19 protein-coding genes are annotated in these 16,906 nt (G+C 61.2%); 8 read left to right on the top strand and 11 right to left on the bottom strand.

Translation table 11 applies throughout. The features are described 5' to 3' along the window. The first annotated feature begins 152 nt into the window (after positions 1–152). Entirely contained in the window at positions 153–1,709 is a 1,557-nt protein-coding gene (locus DHV10_RS11880; RefSeq protein ID WP_109486601.1) for a Ppx/GppA phosphatase family protein, read from the top strand. Here DHV10_RS11880 and sixA read toward each other — a convergent pair. Then, the gene (gene sixA, locus DHV10_RS11875) at positions 1,661–2,188 is read right to left on the bottom strand and encodes a phosphohistidine phosphatase SixA (protein WP_109486600.1); all 528 of its coding nucleotides are present in this window, start codon (positions 2,186–2,188) and stop codon (positions 1,661–1,663) included. The two genes, DHV10_RS11880 and sixA, sit on opposite strands and share 49 nt — an antisense overlap. 217 nt (positions 2,189–2,405) lie before the next feature. On the opposite strand from sixA, the gene DHV10_RS11870 reads away from it, so the two are divergent. Both DHV10_RS11870 and DHV10_RS11865 read left to right on the top strand, forming a co-directional pair. Then, positions 2,406–3,542: a hypothetical protein gene (locus tag DHV10_RS11870; RefSeq protein ID WP_109486599.1), complete on the top strand. Its 1,137-nt coding sequence runs from the start codon at positions 2,406–2,408 to the stop codon at positions 3,540–3,542. A gap of 48 nt (positions 3,543–3,590) precedes the next feature. After that, on the top strand, positions 3,591–4,040 hold the full coding sequence (locus tag DHV10_RS11865; RefSeq protein WP_239461579.1) for a hypothetical protein: 450 nt from the start codon (positions 3,591–3,593) through the stop codon (positions 4,038–4,040). 15 nt (positions 4,041–4,055) lie between these two features. Here DHV10_RS11865 and DHV10_RS27105 read toward each other — a convergent pair whose 3' ends face one another. The 6 genes from DHV10_RS27105 to DHV10_RS11845 all read right to left on the bottom strand — a co-directional run bounded on the left by DHV10_RS27105 (position 4,056) and on the right by DHV10_RS11845 (position 7,213). Further along, positions 4,056–4,763, bottom strand: a complete 708-nt coding sequence (locus DHV10_RS27105; protein ID WP_162601456.1) for a class I SAM-dependent methyltransferase — start codon at positions 4,761–4,763, stop codon at positions 4,056–4,058. Then, the gene (locus tag DHV10_RS27100) at positions 4,760–5,662 is read right to left on the bottom strand and encodes a hypothetical protein (RefSeq protein WP_162601455.1); all 903 of its coding nucleotides are present in this window, start codon (positions 5,660–5,662) and stop codon (positions 4,760–4,762) included. The genes DHV10_RS27105 and DHV10_RS27100 overlap by 4 nt, the downstream gene beginning before the upstream one ends. A 48-nt stretch (positions 5,663–5,710) precedes the next feature. Further along, positions 5,711–5,932 (bottom strand): hypothetical protein, encoded by a 222-nt coding sequence (locus DHV10_RS11855; RefSeq protein ID WP_109486597.1) that lies wholly within the window; start codon positions 5,930–5,932, stop codon positions 5,711–5,713. A gap of 161 nt (positions 5,933–6,093) precedes the next feature. Next, positions 6,094–6,285: a hypothetical protein gene (locus tag DHV10_RS11850; RefSeq protein WP_109486596.1), complete on the bottom strand. Its 192-nt coding sequence runs from the start codon at positions 6,283–6,285 to the stop codon at positions 6,094–6,096. A gap of 179 nt (positions 6,286–6,464) precedes the next feature. Next, entirely contained in the window at positions 6,465–6,641 is a 177-nt protein-coding gene (locus DHV10_RS27095) for a hypothetical protein (protein WP_162601454.1), read from the bottom strand. A 107-nt stretch (positions 6,642–6,748) separates the two neighbouring features. Next, entirely contained in the window at positions 6,749–7,213 is a 465-nt protein-coding gene (locus DHV10_RS11845) for an HNH endonuclease (protein ID WP_239461713.1), read from the bottom strand. A 99-nt stretch (positions 7,214–7,312) separates the two neighbouring features. On the opposite strand from DHV10_RS11845, the gene DHV10_RS11840 reads away from it, so the two are divergent. The 3 genes from DHV10_RS11840 to DHV10_RS11830 are packed head-to-tail and all read left to right on the top strand — an operon-like array spanning position 7,313 to position 10,355. Continuing rightward, positions 7,313–8,212 carry a PIG-L deacetylase family protein gene (locus tag DHV10_RS11840; protein WP_162601453.1) on the top strand — a complete coding sequence of 300 codons (900 nt, stop codon included), beginning with the start codon at positions 7,313–7,315 and terminating at the stop codon, positions 8,210–8,212. Then, positions 8,212–9,294 (top strand): glycosyltransferase, encoded by a 1,083-nt coding sequence (locus tag DHV10_RS11835; protein WP_109486593.1) that lies wholly within the window; start codon positions 8,212–8,214, stop codon positions 9,292–9,294. The genes DHV10_RS11840 and DHV10_RS11835 overlap by 1 nt, the downstream gene beginning before the upstream one ends. Next, the gene (locus DHV10_RS11830) at positions 9,264–10,355 is read left to right on the top strand and encodes a GNAT family N-acetyltransferase (RefSeq protein WP_109486592.1); all 1,092 of its coding nucleotides are present in this window, start codon (positions 9,264–9,266) and stop codon (positions 10,353–10,355) included. The genes DHV10_RS11835 and DHV10_RS11830 overlap by 31 nt, the downstream gene beginning before the upstream one ends. A 3-nt stretch (positions 10,356–10,358) precedes the next feature. Here DHV10_RS11830 and DHV10_RS11825 read toward each other — a convergent pair whose 3' ends face one another. The 4 genes from DHV10_RS11825 to ppk1 form a co-directional block, all read right to left on the bottom strand. Continuing rightward, positions 10,359–11,108 (bottom strand): pentapeptide repeat-containing protein, encoded by a 750-nt coding sequence (locus DHV10_RS11825; protein WP_109486591.1) that lies wholly within the window; start codon positions 11,106–11,108, stop codon positions 10,359–10,361. Positions 11,109–11,198: 90 nt separating this feature from the next. Then, a complete protein-coding gene (locus DHV10_RS11820) occupies positions 11,199–11,402 on the bottom strand; it encodes a hypothetical protein (protein ID WP_109486590.1) in 204 nt (67 codons plus the stop codon). Positions 11,403–11,442: 40 nt separating this feature from the next. Beyond that, positions 11,443–11,967 carry a DUF4142 domain-containing protein gene (locus DHV10_RS11815; RefSeq protein ID WP_109486589.1) on the bottom strand — a complete coding sequence of 175 codons (525 nt, stop codon included), beginning with the start codon at positions 11,965–11,967 and terminating at the stop codon, positions 11,443–11,445. A gap of 158 nt (positions 11,968–12,125) precedes the next feature. Next, entirely contained in the window at positions 12,126–14,291 is a 2,166-nt protein-coding gene (ppk1, locus tag DHV10_RS11810) for a polyphosphate kinase 1 (RefSeq protein WP_109486588.1), read from the bottom strand. Positions 14,292–14,522: 231 nt separating this feature from the next. Between ppk1 and DHV10_RS11805 the strand changes: the two genes are divergently transcribed. Then, positions 14,523–15,209 (top strand): RNA polymerase sigma factor, encoded by a 687-nt coding sequence (locus tag DHV10_RS11805; protein ID WP_109486587.1) that lies wholly within the window; start codon positions 14,523–14,525, stop codon positions 15,207–15,209. A 254-nt stretch (positions 15,210–15,463) separates the two neighbouring features. After that, positions 15,464–16,906, top strand: a complete 1,443-nt coding sequence (locus tag DHV10_RS11800; RefSeq protein ID WP_109486586.1) for a TolC family protein — start codon at positions 15,464–15,466, stop codon at positions 16,904–16,906.

Here is a 16,906-nt window from a genome sequence, read left to right as displayed (position 1 = left end):
AGATCCAGGTGGAGGCAGCATCACCCCGGTCCCCAAGTGCGAGGGACCGGGGGCACCCAGTTTTAGCTTGAGGTCATCACGCGATCGTGCGTGGGGTCGTGTATCTTGACGGCAGAAACTGAATTCGAATTTCGGGGTGAGCTTCGTCGAGAATGCCTACGTTTGCCGCTATCGATATCGGTTCCAATTCCTGCCGTTTGAAAATTGCGAAGGTCGTGTCGCACCAACTGCGGACGCTGCATGAAGACCGCGAGGTGACGCGGCTGGGCGCGAGTGTGTTTGCGTCGGGACTGGTGTCTCCAGAGGCGATGGCGGCGACGCTGCGAGCGCTGAAGCGTTTTCAGCGTGCGGTGCAGCAGCATGGGGTGGACCAGATTCGCGTGGTTGCGACGTCGGCGATGCGGGACGCGCGCAACGGTGCGGCGTTTCAGGCGTGGGTGAAGGCAGAGACCGGCTGGAACATGGAGACGATCTCGGGTTTGGAGGAGGGTCGGCTCATCCATCACGGACTGATGAGCGAGGCCGGCACGGGCGGGAAGCTGCTGCTGATTGATCTGGGCGGGGGAAGCTGCGAGATCACGCTGTCAGAGCACAAGAGGATCAAAGACACGATCAGTCTGCCGCTGGGAGCGGTGCGGTTGACGGAGGAGTTTCTGCAGGTTGATCCGGCGTCGCCGGAGGACCTGGCGCGGATGAGGCGCTTGATCGCGCGGGAGCTGCGCAGAGCGCACCGGAAGATCCAGCCGGGGCGCGTGCCGATGGTGATTGCGACTTCAGGGACGGCGGCGGCGCTGGCAGAGGCTTGCGCGGCGATGCTGGCGAAGTCGGGGAAGACGAAGTCCGTGCGGAAGTCGGCGCGGGATGGAGGCGCGGGGTTTGCGCCGACGCCGCTGGTGAGAAAGGTGGCCGCGAAGCTGTCGCGGATGAGTCTGCCGGAACGCGAGGCGGTGGCGGGGATCGGGCCGCGACGTGCGGAGATCATTACCGCGGGCGCGCAGGTGTTCGCGGAGTTGCTGGAGAGCTATAACCTGGCGGGCTTCCGGTATTCGCCGCTGGGGTTGCGCGATGGAATGCTTGCGCAGATGCTGGCGGCGCAGGACCAGCGGGCGGCGGTGCATCGGCAGTTTGAACTGGAGCGGTGGGAGTCAGTGGTGGCGACGGCGAAGCGCTACGGTGTGGACATGCGGCAGGCAGAGCCGGTGCGGGGGCACGTGGTGCAGCTGTTCAAGGATTTGGGCTCGCTGCATCGGCTGCCCGAGGAGTACGAGACACATCTGGCAGCGGCTGCGGTGTTGCGGGATACGGGGAAGTTCGTCAACCACCAGGGACACCACCGGCATACGCAGTACATCATTTCGAGTTCGGAGATGTACGGGTATACGCAGGTGCAGCGGACGATTGTGTCGGCGATCGCGCGGTATCTCGGGAAGAGCCGTCCGCAGCCGAACGATCGCGCGCTCAGGAACATTCCGCTGGAAGAGCACAGGAATGTGGAGAGGGCAGTAGTGCTGCTGCGACTGGCGGTGGCACTGAATCAGGACAGGGCGAGCGATGTGCTGAAGGTGGCGGCGAAAGTGTATCCGAAGCGCGTGTATCTGGAAGTTGAGCCGGGGAGGACGGGCGCGGAACTTGAGTTGTGGTCGCTGCGAAAAGAGGCGGACTATTTTCGAGAGGTCTTCGACCGCGAACTTTTCGCGACGCTGGCGTAGATCCACCGGGCCATGCGCGGATCAATGAGCCATTGAAGAAGCGGCGGGTGCTTGTCCATGTCGATGCGGACGACCGAGCCTTTGCGCATGCGGACGCCGGCACCGCCGTTGCCGGTGATGAGGCGGCCGAGAAACTGGAAGAGATTGGGATTGTGGCCGACGAACATGACGTCGGCGCGGTCGGCGTATTTGTTGATGAGTTTCTGGAAGTCGGCGTAGGTGGCGGTGAGGTCGAGGGCGGGGTTGATTTCGACTTTGCCTTCGTAGCCGAGCTCGTTGCCGACAAACTGGGCGGTCTGGAGCGCGCGCTTGAGCGGGCTGGAGACGATGATGTCGGGCTGGACCCGGAGTGCGCCGAGGAGCCGGCCCATGAGCATGCACTGCTCTTTGCCTTCGGCGATGAGGCCGCGCTTGGCGTCGAGCTTTGCGCTTTCACGGGGGACGCCGGCGTTGGCGTGGCGCATCAGGTAAAGGTTCATAGGGGGACGGACGCGCAAGGCGGAAGAGTGCCGCGAAGGGCGAGCGAGTTCCAGCCTGTTGCCGCTTTTCCTTTGGAGGATTTTAACACGAAGTTCATCGTTTAAGACGGAGGAGTGAGGGCGGAAGTGCTGTGGTTTGTTGGGCTTTAGCAGGCGCGGGAAGGATTCGGGTTAGCATCATGGGATTCAGTCAATCGCGGTTTTCTGGTGGGCAAAGATGATCGATTTACGGCTGGGGTTCAAGATCTACGACAACGACTGGTCGCGGAAATACGGAATGAGGCCGGAGCAGGCAGCGGATGTGCTCGCGACGATGGGCGCCACGTTTGCGATCGCGCAAAGCAGGTTTCTGCCGATGCAGGACTCGGCTGTAGAGAGCGAACTGCGCGAGGGTGACGCGGGCAATCAGGCGAGGGATGATGTTGCGTTTCGCAATGCGCTGCGCGAACGGGGGATCGCGTATTTCGGGTGCCTGAACATCTGTTTTGATCCGGCGTTTACGGCTGCTCATCCTGAACTGCTGCCGGTTGATCAGTTTGGACGGACGGAAGAGAAGCAGGATTGGTATGTCGGTCTGCCGCCGGATCGCGAAGAGAATCTGGAGCATAAAAGTGCGATTCTGGAGCGCGCAGTTCCGGCACTCGATCCGGACGGGATCCATCTCGGTTTTGTGCGCTGGCCGGGATTCTGGGAGATCTGGCTGCCGGATGTGGAGCGAGCGGCAATGCCGGAGTATTGCTATTCGCCCAGGACGCTGCGGCGGTTCTGTGAGGCCGCCCGGGTGGATTTGCCTGTGAACGATGCCCCAAAGGCGGCGCGGATGATTGCCGAAAACCACCGGAGCGAGTGGCGCGAATGGAAGTGCGGCATCACCGTGGAGGCGATTGCGCGCATGCGCGCGACGGTGCAGGCGAAGAGGCCCGGGACTGCGATCGCGATCAACACTCTGCCGTTCTTTCAGTCTGACTTCGACAATGCGGTGGAAGAGGTCTTTGGGCAGGATATTGGGCGGCTCTCGCAGGTGGTGGACGTATTCGAGGCGATGTCGTATCACCAGATTCTGCGACGGGATGCGATATGGCCGGCTGCAGTGGGAAGCGACATCAAGAGGCGGACCGACAAACGGGTGATCTGCACGCTGCAGGCGCAAGCGCTTTACCTGGAGGGCATGCACGCCGGCCGAGGGCGAAGCACGGAGATCTCCGGGAAAGAATTCGGTTCGGCCGTCGATGAGCTGGAGAAGAGCGTAGTAGACGGGATGTGCGTGTTCACGTTCTCTCAACTGCTGGAGAGGCAGGATTCTGAGGACGGGCGGAAGATGGTGGCGCGGCTGAGCCGTTTTCGCAGAGGTTGAGGCTGGCTCTTCTTGGGGGGTTGAGGGTGGATGCTGCGGCGAGGAGCGATGGAAGTCGCTGTGCAATTTTCGCCTTTTATTCGCCTTATACTGCTGCACATGGGCGGGGAGAGAGCATCGACGGCGCGGTTGCGACTGGCGGGAAAGATTTGTGCACGGTGCGGGAACAGGTTGCAGGATCCGCCGCCGACACCGGGCGAGCGGGTGTGCTCGAAGTGCAAGTCGCCGGGCGTGCATCGGGTGTACATGTACTACATCCTTCGCGACTGCTGGATGTGCCAGTTTCTGGAGGAGGATCTAAAGACTTCGTTGCCGGGGAGGCTGCATTTCAAAAATGCGGAGAAGATCAGGACGATTGTCGATAAGGTGGGGAACTTCGCGAATCTGCAGGATCGGCAGGCGCTGGATTACGGGCTGGAGATCGGGCGCGGCGGAGTGTGGCTGCAGTTGACGGACGAGCAATATGCGCGGCTGAAGAAGCAGGTGAGCGGGTCTTGATGGGTGCGGGCGGGTTCAGGCCGGAGGGCTGGAGTGGGTGAGTTTTCGATTGGGCGCCCAGGCCTCGCTGACGAGCAGACCTCCGAGGAATTTTCGTTGAGATCGAAGAGTCCAGCCGGATTGGGAGAGGGCAGAGTGGTGGTCGGGCAGGCTGCGGATCTGGAGATTTGTGAGAAGCCGGAAGGCGAGGTAAAGGAGGCGGACGAGTGGTGCTGCGAAGACGCGGCCGAAGAAGCTGGATGGGATGGCGAATTCGGAGATGAGCCACGTGGCGCCCGGGGCGGCATGACGGCGAAGGCGGGAGGCGAGGTCGCTGACTTCGTTCTGCGTGAGGCAGTCGAGGAAGAAGTGCGTGGCGATGAGGTCGTAGTCGTGACGCGAGGGCGTGAAGGCGCGAGCATCGGCTACGCAGGTGCGAATGCGATGCGAGGGAGAGCGGCCGGCGAGCTGGCGGAGCATGGCGGGGCTGGCGTCGACGGCGTCGATTTCGATGGCGGGATTGGAGCGGAGCAGGCGTGCTGTGAAGCGGCCGTCACCGTCCCCGAGGATGAGGGCGCGCCGGCAGCGAGTGAGGGTCGGGATGTAGGCAGAGCGGCAGCGCTCGAGGAAGGGGCCGAAGGTGAGCCACTCCATCCAGCGATAGACGCGGGCGAGGCGGTTGAAGTCGGGCGTTGCGGTGGCTGGCGGGCCCTGGGCAACGGCGAGTTCGACGGGGATCGTCATGCCGGCAGGGCTCGCGCGAAGAGCAGAAATGCAGGCGCCAGGAGGACGAGATCGGCGAGGGCACGCAGAGTGACGGCATCGATGCGGTGGCGGAAGCAGTCGAGAGCGGCGATCATGAGGGCGCTCGCTGAGGCGCAGAAGAAAAGCGCGGATGTGCGCGCAAGGCCTGGGGGAAGAGCGGCAGCGATGGCGAATCCGGAGAGCGCGATGGTGAGGGCGAGAACGGAGATGCGGGTTGAAGAGATGTGGGATTCCCAGCGCGCGATGGCGGCGCAGTTGAGCCATGCCAGGCCAGCGAGGAAGGAGAGGCTGAGGATAGCGGGCCACGGAGATGCGGAGTGAATCCGAGTGAGCGTGGGAGCGGCACATCCGGCGGCGAAGAGAATACCGACGAGCATTTCTTTGGAGCAGAGACGACGAAGCCAGGCTGGAAATCGAGCGGATGAGTGGACGCCTGAGAAGTAGGCGAGCGCAGCGGCAGCGATGATGGAGTCGTGCTCGCGGGCTCGAACGGGCATGAGCCTGACGATGATGGCCGCGGCGGTCAGGCCGGTGCAAGAGGCGAGGGTGGTGAGGAGCCGCCGATGCCGCCAGTGGAAGTGATGCCGCTCGCGAAGGATTGCAGGAGTGTTGGAGCTGATGGCGCGGCGTGCATCGAGAATTCTGTCGACGACGTAGACGGTCCAGGTGCCCGTGGCGAGGAGAAGCGCAATCCATGGCTCGAGGCGGATGTTGGCAGTGTGGGCGATCGCGTATGCCCAGACAACAGCAACGGAGGGAGCATCGAGACTGGTCAGATGCCAGATGGCGAGGAGTCTGGCGGGATAGGAGCGCAGGGTAGCGCCCGGGACATGGTCAGATTGGCAGATCAGGGGTGAGCTGAGAAGGGAAGATGCCACACTCTCGATTTTAGTGCCCCTCAGAGTTTTGGTAACCCGGAGGCGCGCTCAGGATGCCATCTCCCAATCAGAGTCTTCGCTGTCCGATGCCGATGCGGCGGCGGAGAATTCGGAGGCCATCGCGCGCTGGAGGTCGGCGACGCGGCGGTCGAAGATGAGCTTGAGCTCCTGGAGGGATTCGTCGTCGGCGCTAAGCCCCGATTTCTGTTCGACATCTTCCAGGGTCGAACGCAGGACTTCAATCAAGCCGGGAGTGTGTGTACGGCGCATCACCAAGTTGGATTCGGAAAAGCTACCTGGGGTATAGCCGAGGTCCGCGAAAAGCGGGCGGGGATTTCACAACGTGGAAATGACGCGGAGTGAATAGGAGAGGCGACGGTGCTTGGTCCGAGCCAGCACCAGGAGTGAAGCGCGGGAGAGATCCCGGTGGCTTAGTCGTCCAGATCGATGTCGGAGTCGTCGGCGTAGAAGTTGCGATTCTCGAGCATGGCGATCCGTTCGCGCAGAGTGTTTTTGAACTCCAGCACTCCGGGGTGCTGCTGATTCAGGCCCTCGGTCTCTTCAACACACTCGAGGTTAGCGCGGAGCGTTTCGGCCAGATAGATTGTGGTGAACACGTGCATTTTGTCTTCAAGAAATGGTCCCACAATTCTGGCCTAGTTGAACGGGACAGTTGGTGACATTCGTCACGGTGGTTCGAGGGATGGTGACGTTCGTCACGACCAGTGCTTTCCGCGAGGAAAGAAATGAAGAGAAGAGGAGAGCGCGGACGAGTGAGCACCCGCGCCGGTAGGGAATGAGGTTAGATTTCGCCCTGTGCCTGTGCGGCTTCAGCTGAGAGGGAGTTGATCGCACCTGTAATACAACTCTTCAAGTCGGTTACTGTCTTGCCGTCTTTGCCTGGGTAGATGGTGTGCTCTAGAAGGTACAGGGTGCTTTTAAGTATCTCTATAACGTTCAACGGAATCTCGTATGGCATGACCTTTCTCACCATTGGTTAATTTCGTGGAACAACATCTATTCACGATAGATGCAATCGGAGGTGCGAGTGGTTTTCTGGAGTGCGTGTGGAAAGGCAGGCGATCTTTACTGAAGAGTCACGTTACTGCGAATGCGTTTTCTTAGTGCGGTTGTTTCTGAGCGGTGACAGCGCAGGCAGAGCGTGCGGATGTTGGAGAGATCGCACTCGCCGCCACCTTCGATCACGGGGACGATATGGTCGGCATCCCAGAGGGATTTGCGCGAGCGAGTGCGCAAGCCCCAGTGCATGAGGAGTGTTGCGCGAGCAGCTCCGCGCGAGAAGCGAAGTTTTCGTGCGGCGGCGAGGGTGTCGGTAGAGCAAGATGCGCAGATGCCGCGATCGCGTTCGAAGACTTTTTCGCGAAGGTATGCAGGCTGAGTGCGGAGTTTCCACTCGTGAACACAGTAGTCAGAGCAAAAGGTGAAGCGCCTCTTGGGGACTTCGAGGGAGCACCAGCGACAGAGCCCGCGGCCATTTGGTCCGCGCGGAACGGATCCGCGGTCGACCCAGCCACCCTTCATGGCGCGCATCGTGCTCACAGATAGTTTGTAAATCAGAGAGAACTTACAGCGGAGGTTCGAGAGATAAGAGGGTACAAAAGTCGGCAAGTCGGGGCGATGGCGAGGGGAGTGGCAGCGCAGGAGGAACTCAGCGCATCAGAACTGCACGTGGGCCCCGCGCAATCGACGATAGCGGCAGAAGATTTGCTAAGACGGGGCACCGCGCCAGCGGGTTCCGAGATGGTAATGCCGTGCGCCATGGTGGTGGTGGCGCACGCGGACGATGAGACGATCGCGCTTGGGGCGCGGATGGAGCGCCTCGACGGAGCACATTTTGTACATGTGACGGACGGCGCTCCTCGGAACGAAGAAGACAGCCGGGCGCATGGGTTCAAGAGCCTGGACGATTATCGTGAGGCGCGAGCCGCGGAACTGGCACGTATGTTTCAGGAAGCGGGGTTGCAGCGCGCGAGCAGCGTGGGCCTGCATTTCCGCGACCAGGAAGCGGGTTTGCATTTGACGGAGATTACCCGGCAGATCGCAGAGCAGGTCGCGCTGCGCGAGCCGGAGATCATCTTCACTCATCCCTACGAGGGCGGGCATCCGGATCACGATGCGTGCGCATTTGCGGTACATCACGCGGTGGAGATGAATAGAGCGCGAGGAGGCAGAAGACCGCTGGTGCTGGAGGCGCCTTTCTACCATGCGGGTCGAACGGGGTTCGAAGCGGGGAGGTTCCTGAGGCTGGACGGCTGGATGCCGGAGATTGCGTATGAGCTTTCTGAAGAGGAGCGGGCACAAAAGCGCAAGTTGATGGCGTGCTTCGTATCGCAGCGGGAAACCCTCAAAGGGTTCGATGACGCGTGGGAACGGTTTCGGATTGCGCCGGTATATGACTTTACGCATCCGCCGCATTCGGGGAAGTTGCTGTATGAGAACTATCCGTGGGGCATGACTTCAGAGAGATTCTGTCAACTCGCTGAGGAGGCGGAAGGTGAGCTCGAGAACGATGCAGCGAGGGCGTTGTGATGAGGGTTCTAAGCATTGCATATCCGTTTGCACCGGTCGGGCCTAATCTCGTTGGAGGCGCGGAGCAGATTTTGTGGGATCTCGATCAGGCGATTGTGGCGGCGGACGATCGTTCGCTGGTGGTGGCATGTGAAGGATCGAGGCCGGCGGGCGAGTTGTTCGCAGTACCGCTGCCGAAGCGGGGCACGCTGGATGAGGCGGATGGTGCGTGGTGCCGGAAGGAGTTTCATGCGGCAGTGGATCGTGCGCTGGCTTCAGAGACTGTGGATCTGGTGCATGTGCACAGCATGGATCTGTATGGATATGAATTTTCGCCGGAGATACCGGTGCTGATCACGCTGCATATGCCGGTGGAATGGTACGAACAGGGGACGATGAGGAGCTACAAGGGGCACGCGCATTTCTGCTATGTGTCAGAGAGTCAGAAGCGCGCGGGGGTTCCGGTGTTCGGCGATGCGCCGGTGATCGAGAACGGAGTTGACGTTCTGCCGCTGCATGAAGTGAAGAGGTCGGACTTTGCGCTGGTGATGGGTCGGATTTGTCCGGAGAAGAATGCGCACAGCGCGTTGGAGGCAGGGACGAAGGCGAGTATGCGGGTGGTGATCGGCGGGCAGGTGTATCCCTACCGCGCTCATCAGGAATATTTCGAAGAGAAGATTGCGCCGCAACTGGAAAAGGGCGCGGACGTGAGGCATGAGTTTGCAGGACCGCTCACGCCGGAGCGCCGGCAGCAGATGCTGGCAGAGGCGAGGTGTCTTCTGCATCCAACGGTGGCCCCGGAGACGAGTTCGCTGGTGGCGATGGAGGCGCTGGCTGCTGGAACGCCCGTGATTGCGTACCGGTCTGGCGCGCTGCCGGAGATCGTCGAGGACGGCGTGACGGGGTTCCTGGTGAACGGCGTGGACGAGATGGCGGAGGCGATCGGGAAGGTGGATGCGATTTCGCCGACGGCGTGCCATGAAGCTGCGGAGAGGCGATTCTCAAAGCGACGCATGGTGGAGCGGTACTTCGATTTGTATCGCAGGATCCTGCAGGAAGGGGCCCCACACCAGTGCAGAGCGCAGTTCAGTATCGCTTCCTGAAGAGCAGCGAGGATTTGGAGAGGTTTGTTCCGGCGTGGCGGAGCTTGTGGGCGCGGGATCCGGATGCGCTTCCATTTCAGAGCCCGGAGTGGCTGCTGCCGTGGTGGCGGCAGTTCGGGAATGACGAGCTGTGCGCAGTGGTGATGGAACGCGATGGACAGGCGATCGGGTTTCTTCCGTTCTACGTGTACGAAGATGCGAAGGCACGCAAGCGGCAGCTGCTTCCGATCGGCGTGGGAACGACGGATTATCTGGACGGGGTGTTTGCGCCTGAGTGTGCGACGGAGGAGATTGGCGGGGCGGTGGAGTTTCTGCTGGATGGCGTGGAGCACGATGAGTTCTGCGCGACGCAGGTGCCGGGGCACTCGCGGATGTTGGAAGGAATGAGAAAGCAGGGACTAGGGACCAGGGAAGAGGGACTTGGGGTCGGAGCGGAGGGCGGCCCGGTTTTTTTGTCGGAGGCGGAGGGGTGTTCGCGGATGGCGGCGGTAAGGATGGGGGAGCTGCCGCAGAAGATTCGGCGGAATGCGATGTACTACCGCAATCGCGCGCTCCGGGAAGGAAAGCTTGAGCTGGTGGCGGCGGATGAGTCGAACTGGGAGGAGATCTTCGAGAGATTGCGACGGCTGCACAGGGAGCGATGGCAGACGCGCGGCGAAGAGGGCGTGCTGGTGGACGAACGTGTTGTCGATTGGCATCGGGATGCGATTCCGCTGCTGCTCGAAGCGGGTTTGCTGCGGCTGATAGCGCTGAAGTTGAATGGGGAAGTAATCGCGGTTCTGTATTCGCTGATCGATCGGGAGAGGCCGGGGCGGAATGGGCGCACGCAGTATTTCTATATCACTGCCTATTCGCCGGATCATGCGGAGTTGAGGCCGGGGACGCTGCTGATTGCGTATGCTGTCGAGCGCGCGGCTGGAGAAGGTGTGGCGACAATCGACATGCTGCGCGGGGATGAAGGGTATAAGCAGATCTGGCACATGGAAAAGACGCCGACGTGGTGCGTGACGCGCCTTGCGAGCGGGCAAAGTGCCGAGCGGAACGAGGAGAGTGCGGCGTAGAGGTCAGTTGTCGCCGTCTGCTTTTTCCAGCGCTCCGTTTTTGAGTGCCCAGTCGCGGAAGCCGGCTGGGGCGTTCATCACTCCGGCAATGTTGGCGGATTTGAAGGCGGCGATTCGCTGCCAGGCGATGTTCTGAAGGTTTGCATTGCGCAGGTCTGCGGAGGAGAGATTTGCGTTGTCAAGTTGTGCTCCGGAGAGATTGCTGCCGACCAGGTCTGAGTCGGAGAGGTTGGCGTCTGCGAGGTTTGCATCGCGGAGATCGCTGCCTCTGAAGTTGGCAGATTGCAGATTGGCAAAGGTGAGGTCGGCGTGAAGCAGGGCGCTTCCGCGAAGGTCGGCGGCGCTCATGTCGGCGCGGAGCAGGTTGGCGCGCTCGAGGTGCACACCCTGGAGAAAAGCGGAGGAGACGTTGACGCCGACGAGGGGGACTTTGTCGGCGTTGAGTTCCTGGAGGGCCTCAATGCGACCGCCGCTGCCGCCTTTGCCCTGGGCGGTGTTGATGACCTGCCACGCCTGGTAGTGGCGCAGCTTGATGCGGTCGCCGCTTTCGCTGAAGTAGAAGATGATGCCGACGAGGATCGAGAGGCTGCCGAGATATTCGAGGACCTCGAGGAAGCTCCAGCGGCTTAGGCCGTAGGCGATCCACTCGAAGATCCATTCAATGCGGCGAAGGGGAAGAAGCCAGGGGCGGCTGAGTTCGTTTTTGGTGACGTGCCACTCGGCAGGGCGGCGACTGATACGACGTGCGATCATCTGACCTCCACCACAGCGGGGCCGCTGTTGGAGGCAGCCGCACTGTGAATGGGAGTCTTCTACAAGGATTGAAGTTACGTCAATCGCTGGTCATTGGCGGTCATTGTTGCCTCGGCCGCCCTGGGGCTCGGCGTTTTTGTCGGATCCTCTGACTACGCTGGTGTCGCGAGCCGTTTGAGAGGCATCTTCGTTCTCGTCGGAGGCGGGCTTCTCGGGTGCGTGTTGCTTGTTGTGATCGGGCTCGGGCGGGATCTTCATATCGTAGTGCAGAGGATCAGGCGGCTGTTCGGGCATGACGTTTCTCCTGGGCGTTTTGGATGCGTGAGAGGCTGCCCTACTTGCCAGAGGATTTGGCTTTCTCCAGATCCTTCGCGCCTGTGAGGTGCTTCTCGAGGACGGGGAGGGCGGTCTGTGCGTAGTTTTTGAGCGCGTCGTTCTGGCCGCTCTCGGCTTCCTTCTTGTACATCGCGATGGCCTTGGTGTGGCCCATGACCATCTCCTGCGCGTATTTGTGATCGAAGGCTGCGCCCTTGAGCTTCTGGAATGGGGCAAGCATCTTGTTGTGCTCGGTGTCGATGGCGTTGGGGACGGTGAGGTTCGCCTGCTTTGCGGCAGTGGAGAGCTGGCCGTAGTCGGTGGTGTGATCTGTGACCAGAGTTGATGCGTAGTCTTTGACCTGCTGCGAAGAGGCGGCGTTGGCGGCGAGCTGGCCGAGGTTGGCTTCCATCATGTCGGTCTGTGCGGCGAAGTCGACGAATTGCTGATCTGATCCGGCCTTTTCGGCGGCGGCTTTCTTCTGGGCGAGCGCGGGAACGGAGGCGAGGACGATGCAGTAGACTGCGGCGAAAGTACGCTTCATGATTTTCTCCTGATTGAGGTATGGGAGGAGCTTCCGGGGATGGAAGCCGGGTCGCACGAGTTGCGCGGAGCGGTGCGGCAGGCAGTACCACGCCGAAAACGTCCCATGACGGCGAGTAGGATGCAATCGGAGAGAGAAGGGTGTGTTGGAGCGGAGTTTCAGTCTGCGGCGTGCGCCGGCTCGGCAGCTTTCTTTTTTGATTTCGCGCGCGGTGCGGCGGAGACGAGCTCCCTGGCTTTGGGGATGGCGCTGATGTCGGCCTTGCCTTCGGCGAGCTTCATGAGAAAATCCTGCGCGCTGAAGACGGGATTTTCTTTGGAGGAAGGGGCGCGCCGGTATGTGCCGTCGGGTTGCTGGAGACGGGCTTTGATGGTGTCGGCGAGGTAGGCGGGCAGGATCTCGTCGTGGATGCGGGCTTTGACGGCGGGGTCTTTGACGGGGAAGACGACTTCGCAGCGTTCGAAGAGGTTGCGGGGCATCCAGTCGGCCGAGCCGAGGTAGGTTTCGTCGTCGCCGCCGTTTTCGAAGTGGAAGATACGGGAGTGCTCGAGAAAGCGGCCGACGATGGAGCGGACGCGGATGCGGCTGGAGAGGCCGGGAACTCCGGGACGGAGGATGGAGAGACCGCGGATGATGAGATCGACTTCGACACCTGCGTTGGACGCGTCGTAGAGGGCTTCGATCACGCTGGGCTCGAGCAGGGCATTCATCTTGGCGATGATGTGAGCGGGACGGCCGGCGCGCGCATGCTCCATTTCGCGGCGGATGAGGCGGAGGAAGCTCTCGGCCATGGTGAGAGGAGCGACGAGGAGCGGGCTGTAGTCGTCGATTTCGGCATGCGCGGTGAGGTAGTTGAAGACCATGTGCACGCGCTCGGTGATCTGCGGATCGCAGGTGAGGAGGCTGAGGTCGGTGTAGAAGCGCGCGGTGATGGGGTTGTAATTGCCCGTGCCGAGATGGCAGTAGCGGCGGGTGACGCCGTCTTCGTCGCGACGAACCAGGAGGGCGAGCTTGCAATGCGTCTTGAGCCCGACCACGCCGTGGAAGACCTGGACTCCGGCGTCTTCCATGCTGCGGGCCCAGCGGATGTTGGAGGCTTCGTCGAAGCGAGCCATGAGTTCGACGACGAGCGTGGCCTCCTTGGTGGCGGCGGCTTCAGTGAGGGCGGAGAAGACAGGCGAGTCCTGGCTGGTGCGGTAGAGGGTCTGCTTCATGCTGACGACGGCGGGGTCTTCAGCGCCTTGCTGGATGAAGTCGACGACGGCCTCGTAGGAGTCGTAGGGGTGGTGGAGCAGAACGTCGTGCTGGCGGAGCTCGTCGAAGATGTTGGTTGACTTGCGGCTGAGGTGAAGGGCTCGCGCGGTGAATGGCGGGTACTTGAGGTCGGGGCGGTTGATGTCGCTGTAGAAGAACATCACGCGCGATAAATTGACGGGGCCTTCGCCGCGGAAGACCTGATCTTCGTCGAGTTCGAAATTGACGCGGAGGCGCTCGACGATTTCGGCATCGGCTCCGGCTTCGATTTCGAGACGGACGGAGTCGCCTTTGCGGCGGTTAGTCAGTTCGACGCGGACGGTTTCGAGCAGGGAGCGGGCTTCTTCTTCTTCGATGTAGAGGTTTGAATTGCGCGTGACGCGGAAGGCGACGCGGGATTGCACCTCGTAGCCGCGATACATGCCTCCGAGGTTCTGGGCGATGAGGTCCTGCAGCAGGAGGTAGTCGAACTTGCCGTCTTCGGCGGGGAGGCGCACGAAGCGGGGAAGCGCGCGGGGAACGGTGACGACGCCGAGGACGAGGGGGCCGGAGGATTTGCGCTTGCGGCGGAGGAGCAGGGCAAGGCAGAGAGCCTTATTAAGGACGCGAGGGAAGGGATGCGCGGGATCGATCGCAATGGGGGTGAGGAGCGGGTCGACATCACGCTGAAAGTAGCTCTGCGCGTAGGTGCGCTGGTCGTCGTCTAGTTCTTCCCACTCGAGAAGGCGGATGCCCTGCTTGCGGAGCTCGGGGAGTAGGAGATCGTTCCAGCAGCGGTACTGGGCTTCGACGAAGCTGTGGATTTCTGCTGTGAGGGCGGCGAGGGATTCGTCGGGGCGGAGGCCGTCGTAGCCGGGCTCGCGATAGCCGTCCTCGATGCGCTGCATGAGACTGGCCTGACGGATTTCGACGTATTCGTCGAGGTTCGATCCGGTGATGGCGAGAAACTTGACCCGTTCCAGGAGGGGGTTGGTGGGGTCTTCGGCTTCTTCGAGGACGCGCCGGTTGAACTGCATCCAGGAGTGGTCGCGTCCGGTGAAGAGCTTTTGTTTCTGCTTTGTTCGGGCCATTTCAGTGAATTACGAACCGCGAGGGAAAGTCTACAGCGTTGAGCCTGTCGAGAGGAATGGAAGCTGCGATTGTAACTGCTGGTCATGCTTACAGAGGGTGGAGAAAATCAGGTTAACGGATTGCAAAAAACGACGGGAAATCGAACGCAGGGATGATTGACCCATGACGGGGCGTGGGTTGAGGATAAAGACTCGGCCAGGTCTGTTTTTTGCCAACGAGGTGGTCACTTTATGTCTCACGAGTCCGATGCGAAGGATGTTCTGATTCCCCAACAGCCGGTTCCAGAGGGAGCCGAGGAATTGTCGCAGAAGGTGCAGGGCTTGCTGGACGGGCAACCGAAGGACGATGCGACGGTTTCGACTGCATTGGGCGGGATGGATGCGCTGCTCGACGTGATCGCGGCGGGGCTCTACAGCATGGCATCGATGCTGGTGGGCGAAGGCGAGGACAGCATTCAACTGGTGGAGACGGCGGTTGCGCGGACGGAGATTTCGGCATGTTCGAGCGCCGAGGAAGCGCGGAAGAGCAGCCGGAGAGCGCTGTGTAGTGCAGCAATCGAGCTGCTCTCTGAACGTAAACCGGGAAGCCTTGCAGCTCCGGAAGGGCTGGAGCACGCTGTCACCTGTATCGAGGATGACGATCTGGAAGCGGCGGGGATTTCAAGAGCGGAACTCGAGAGCATGCTGGCCGGGCCGAATCGCGAGAGCGTGAAGAAATGGATCGAAGGTCTGGCAACGCAGACCAGAGTGGTGTTCGTGCTGCGGGCTGTGGCGGGGTTCTCCGCGACGGAGACGGCTGAGATGCTTGCGGGCCACGCGGGAAAAGGCGCGGAGGGATGGAGCGCCGACGCGGTGCGGGAGATTTTCCGGCAGGGTCTGTGCTCGCTGGCATCGCAGTTGATCCACGCGGTGAAGTAAGTGAAGCAAGGGACGTAGGGCCTAGGGACATAGGGACGTAAACTTTGGGACGCGGGGCCAAAAGAAGAACGAGCCGATGAGGTAGAGTGAGCTGAATCACGCCGGTCGGCGGGATGAGTGCGACTTTCGGCAAGTCGAGCATTTTTTGTTCGATAGACTAGAGATAAAGAACCTGCGAGCCCAGGGTGGGCATCTAGAGAAGTGCAAACGAATCTCCGGCGGATTTTTTCAAAAGGCCAGGAAATCAAGGATCGATGTCCCCAGACTGTAGGAAGTACCCTCAACAACTTTTTTGGTGTGCGGCGCTGGCGCTGATGGCTGGAACTATGGCGCCGGGGATGCTGATTGCACAGCAGTTACCCACGTCGATTCCGGGCCAGTCTGCAGGTCCGACAGCGGGCAGCTTTCAAGGAAGCGTCACGGCGGGGCAGGCGACCGGCCAGACGCTGGATCTTTCGCTGGATGATGCGATCCAGCGCGCCGTCAAGAACAATCTGGGCGCGATTCTCAGCGGGACGCAGACAGCTTCAGCAAAGGCGCAGAGACTGAGTCAGCTTCAGCCGCTTTTGCCAGATGTGGAATTCAATGCTCGCGAGGCGGAGATGCAAGTGGATCTCGCCGCGCAGGGTTTGAGGATTCCGGGTTTTCCGACGATCATCGGGCCGTTTGGCTACACCGATCTGCGCGCATCGCTGAGCTGGTCGCTGCTGGACTTGAAGGCGCTGCGTTCGTATATGGCGGCGAAGCACCAGTTCAATGCAGCGCGGCTGTCGGAGCAGGATGCGCGGGACATGGTGGTTCTGACCGCGGGCAACGCCTACATGCTTGTGCTCGCGGATCAGGGGCGTGTGGAGAGCTTCCAAGCGCAGGTTGCAACGGCTAAGGTTTCGCTGGACCAGGCGAACGCGAATCACGAGGCAGGTACGGCTCCGAAGCTGGATGTGCTGCGGGCCCAGGTGGACTACCAGTCGCTGCAGCAGCAGCTGATTGTGGCGCAGAACAGCCTGGAGAAAGACAAGCTGGCGCTGGCTCGGGTGATCGGGCTTCCGCTGGATCAGAAATTCAATTTGTCGGACAAGGCTCCGTACGCGGCTTTCGATCATCTTGATGTGGACGCGACGATCAAGCAAGCTCATGCGAACCGCAAGGATCTGGCGGCGATGGTGGAGCAGACGAAGGCCGCCGAGGAGCAGAGGAAGGGCGCGACGGCAGACCGCTATCCGACGGTGAAGGTTGATGCGGATTACGGAGATATCGGCGTGAACGTGCGGCATTCGCACGGGACCGGCGATGCGCAGGGAACGCTGAGCGTGCCGGTGTTCAAAGAATTCGGGCTGCGCGGTGAGGCGCAGGTTGCGCAATCGCAACTTGATACTCAGAACGCGCAGCTAAGCGACATGAACGCACAGGTGGACGCGGACATTCGCGATGCGCTGCTGGATATCGAGGCCGCGCAGAAGCAGGTCGAGGTTGCGAAATCGAGCGTTGAACTGGCGAACGAGGCTTTGAGCGAAGCGCAGCAGCGGTATGTGAACGGCGTGAGCGACAACCTTGCGGTGAGCCAGGCAGAGCAGTCGGTGGCGCAGGCAAACGATCAATATGTATCCAGCCTTTATCGCGATAACGTGGCCAAGCTGAGTTTGGCGCGCGCGCTTGGAGCAGGGCAGGATTACAAAAGATATTTGGGAGGGAAGTAG

This window comes from Occallatibacter savannae (genome assembly GCF_003131205.1).
Classification (GTDB): Bacteria; Acidobacteriota; Terriglobia; order Terriglobales; family Acidobacteriaceae; genus Telmatobacter; species Telmatobacter savannae.
The sequence above is the reverse complement of the archived record's forward strand: the minus strand, read 5'-3'. Positions and strand labels throughout refer to the sequence as shown.